The sequence below is a fragment of the Streptomyces hainanensis genome (genome assembly GCF_004348415.1).
GTDB lineage: Bacteria > Actinomycetota > Actinomycetes > Streptomycetales > Streptomycetaceae > Streptomyces > Streptomyces hainanensis.
The window spans coordinates 1-3,812 of record NZ_SMKI01000610.1; the positions used below are offsets into that span (position 1 = coordinate 1).

The following is a 3,812-nucleotide window of genomic DNA, read 5'->3' on the forward strand; positions in this document are numbered from 1 at the left end:
CGCCGGTACGCCCCGTCCCGCCCCCGGTCCCGCGTCGGGTGCACCCGGTTGGTGAGCAGCACGAGCAGCACCCCCGTCGCCGGGTCCGCGACCACGCTGGTGCCCGTGAAGCCGGTGTGGCCGAACGCCGTCGGCGAGGCCAACTCCCCCATGAAGCTCGGCTGGTTCAGCTGCCAGCCGAGGCCACGTGCCGCGTCCTCGCCCCACCCCGCGTTGTGGTCGGTCAGCATCTCCCGCACCCACCGCTCGCCGAGCAGCCGCACCCCGCCGTACGTGCCGCCGTTCAGCATCGTCTGGGCCAGCACCGCCACGTCCCACGCGGTGCCGAACACCCCGGCGTGCCCGGCGACGCCGCCCAGCAGGTAGGCGTTCTCGTCGTGCACCGAGCCCCGCACCGTGCCCCGCCCGGTCCACGGCTGGAACTCGGTGGCCGCGATCCGCTCCCGCCAGCCGGCCGGCGGGTTGTAGCGGGTGTCGACGAGCCCCAGCGGCCCGGTGACCAGCTCGGCGACCAGCTGGTCGAGCCCGCGCCCCGCGACCCGCTCGGCGAGCGTGCCGAGCACGACGAGACCGAGGTCCGAGTAGCGGTAGCCCGGCGTCCGCGGCAGCCCCGCGATGGCCGCGAGCCTGGCCTCGGCGTCCGGGTAGGGCCCCAGGTCGAGCCAGGCCGGCAGCCCGGCCGTGTGGGTGAGCAGCCGCCTGGCCGTCGCCGCGGGCCCCGCCTCGCCGCGGAACGCCGGCAGCCGGCGGGACAGCGGCTCGTCCAGGTCGAGCGCACCGCGCTCGGCGAGCCGCACCACCACCACGGCCGTGAACAGCTTGGACAGCGACGCCAGGTCGAACACCGTGTCCGGCCGGGTCTCCACCGCCTCGCCGCCGTGCCGCACCGCGAAGCCACGCGCCTCGTGCGCCACGACCACCCCGTGCCGGGCGGCGAGCAGCACGAAACCGGGATACGCGGGATGCACGGCGGCCGGCCCGTCGAGGAACGCCTCGGCCGCCGGCACGAGCCGCGCGGCGGCCGGCTCGTCGAGCCCCGCCTCCGCCGGACTCCCGAAGCGCAGCCGCACCGTCAGAGCTCCCGGTGGACCTTGGTGTGGGAGGCCTGCGCGCGCGGCCGCAACACCAGCAGGTCGACGTTCACGTGCGGCGGCCTGGTCACCGCCCAGGTGATGGAGTCCGCCACGTCCGCCGCGGTCAGCGGCTCCGCGACGCCCGCGTAGACCCGGTCGGCCGCCGCCGCGTCGCCCCGGAAGCGGGTGAGCGAGAACTCGTCCGTGCGCACCATGCCGGGCGCGATCTCGATGACCCGCACCGGCGTGCCGACGATCTCCAGCCGCAGCGTCTCCGCCAACACGTGCGCGCCGTGCTTGGCCGCCACATAGCCGGCGCCACCCTCGTACGTGCCGAGCCCGGCCGTCGACGACACCACGAGCACCGTGCCGGCGCCCGAGGCCGTCAACGCGGGCAGCAGCGCCTGCGTCATGTGCAGCACGCCCAACACGTTGACCTCGTACATCGCCCGCCACTCGGCCGGGTCGCCCTCGGCCACCCGGTCCATGCCGAGCGCGCCGCCCGCGTTGTTGACCAGCACGTCGCACCGGTCGAGCCGGGCGGCGAACGCGTCCACCGCCGCGCGGTCGGTCACGTCGACCCGGTGGGCCTCGACGCCCTCGTGGCCGGCCCCGCCCAACTCCTCGGCCAGCGCCTCGATCCGGTCGAGCCGGCGGGCCACCAGCACCACCCGGTAGCCGGCGGCGGCCAGCCGCCGGGCGGTGGCCTCGCCTATTCCGCTGCTCGCCCCGGTGATGACGGCGGTGGGCTGGGTGGACACGTGCGTTGCCTCCTGCGTTCGCTTGCTCATGACACGCCGCCCACGGCTCAGCGGAGCCGCGCGGCGAACTCCGTGGCCCAGTAGGTCAGGATCAGGTCGGCGCCGGCCCGCTTGAAGGCCGTCAGCGTCTCCTCGACGGCCCGCTCCCGGTCCACCCAGCCGCGCTCGGCGGCCGCCTCGACCATCGCGTACTCGCCGGAGATCTGGTACGCCGCCACCGGCACCGGCGAGGCGTCGGCGATCTGCCGGAGGACGTCCAGGTAGGGCAGGCCCGGCTTGACCATCACCATGTCCGCGCCCTCGGCCAGGTCGAGCTCCAGCTCGCGCAGCGCCTCGCGGCCGTTGGGCGCGTCCTGCTGGTAGGCCCTGCGGTCGCCGGTGAGCGACGAGTTGACCGCCTCGCGGAACGGGCCGTAGAAGGCCGAGGCGTACTTCGCGGTGTAGGCGAGCAGCGCCACGTCCTGGTGGCCCGCCTCGTCGAGCGCCCGCCTGACGTGGCCGACCTGGCCGTCCATCATGCCGCTCGGCCCGAGCACGTGTGCGCCGGCTGACGCCTGGACCAGGGCCATCTCGGCGTACCGCTCCAGGGTGGCGTCGTTGTCCACGGTGCCCTCGGCGTCGAGCACGCCGCAGTGGCCGTGGTCGGTCACCTCGTCGAGGCACAGGTCCGACATCACCACCAGCGCGTCGCCGACCTCGGCCCGCACGTCGCGCAGCGCGACCTGGAGGATCCCGTCCGGGTCGGTGCCCGGCGTGCCGACGGCGTCCTTCTTGTCCTCCTCCGGCACCCCGAACAGCATGATCCCGCTCAGCCCGGCCTCGGCGGCCTCGACGGCGGCCTTCCGCAGCGAGTCGCGGCTGTGCTGCACGACGCCCGGCATCGACGCGATGGGCACCGGCTCCGACACGCCCTCGCGGACGAACGCCGGCAGGATCAGGTCCGCCGGATGCACCCGGTTCTCCGCGACCATCCGCCGCATCGCCGCCGTGCCACGCAGCCGACGCGGCCGCACCATGGGAAACCCGCTCACGACACCCTCTTCGCTCTCGGTCCTCACGCCCACCGTACGCCTCCGCCCTGACACCCGACCGGGCCACCCGACTCAGCGGGCCGGCAGCAGCCGGGGCACCAGCCGGACGTAGGCCACCATGCCGACCACCTCGACCAGGGTCTGCGCGACCACCACCACCGCGGCGATCGCCAGCCCGTCAGGCAGCGCCAGGGCGAGGGGCAGGACCACGAGCGAGTTGCGGGTCGCCCCGGTGAACACGATCGCCCGCCCCGCGGGAACGTCGAGCCGGAACAGCCGGGCGACGGCCAGCCCGCCGAACGCCATCACGACCAGGAACACCACGTAGAACGGCACGACCCGGGCCACGTCGGCCAGGCTGTCGTCCAGCTTCGGCACCTGGGACGCGACGACGACCAGCAGGGTGGCGGCCATCAGCGGCACCATCGCCGTGCTCATCGCGTCGGAGGTCCGCCGCCCGGCCGGACGGCGGGCGGCCCACGCCTGGGTGAGCCAGGCCAGCGCGAGCGGGACGACGATCAGCAGCACGAACGCCTCGACGAACGGCCCGACCTCCACCACGTCGGCCAGGTCGGAGCCCATGAAGACGAACAGGAAGCCGGGCAGCAGCGCCATCTGCGCGACCAACAGCAGCGGCGTCGCCGCGAGCAGCCGATCAGCGCTGCCGCCCGCCATGCCGCTGAACACGATCACGTAGTCCACGCACGGACACAGCAGCACCAGCAGCACGCCGAGACGCAGGGCCTGGTCCTGCGGCAGCAGCACGAACATCGCCGCCACCACCAGCGGCGCGAGCACGAAGTTGACGGTCAACGCCGCGGCCAGGAACCGCCCCGCCCGCAACGAACGCAGCAGCTCGGCGGCGGGCACCTGGAGGAACGTCACACAGAGCAGCGCGCCCAGCACCGGATTGATCGCGTGCTCGAGCCCCGGCCCCATCCCGGGAG

Annotated in this window: 4 protein-coding genes; all 4 read right to left on the bottom strand. The window is 74.6% G+C overall.

All coding sequences use genetic code 11. The features are described from left to right. Positions 1-1,070 (bottom strand): serine hydrolase domain-containing protein (locus E1283_RS33415; protein WP_165956344.1); only part of this gene is annotated, 1,070 nt, incomplete at its 3' end. 2 nt (positions 1,071-1,072) lie between these two features. Beyond that, entirely contained in the window at positions 1,073-1,864 is a 792-nt protein-coding gene (locus E1283_RS33420) for an SDR family NAD(P)-dependent oxidoreductase (protein ID WP_207930636.1), read from the bottom strand. A gap of 17 nt (positions 1,865-1,881) precedes the next feature. Further along, positions 1,882-2,850 (bottom strand): porphobilinogen synthase, encoded by a 969-nt coding sequence (gene hemB, locus E1283_RS33425; protein WP_132821922.1) that lies wholly within the window; start codon positions 2,848-2,850, stop codon positions 1,882-1,884. Between the two features lie 87 nt (positions 2,851-2,937). Next, on the bottom strand, positions 2,938-3,812 hold an 875-nt coding region (locus E1283_RS33430), incomplete at its 5' end, for an arsenic resistance protein (protein ID WP_132821920.1).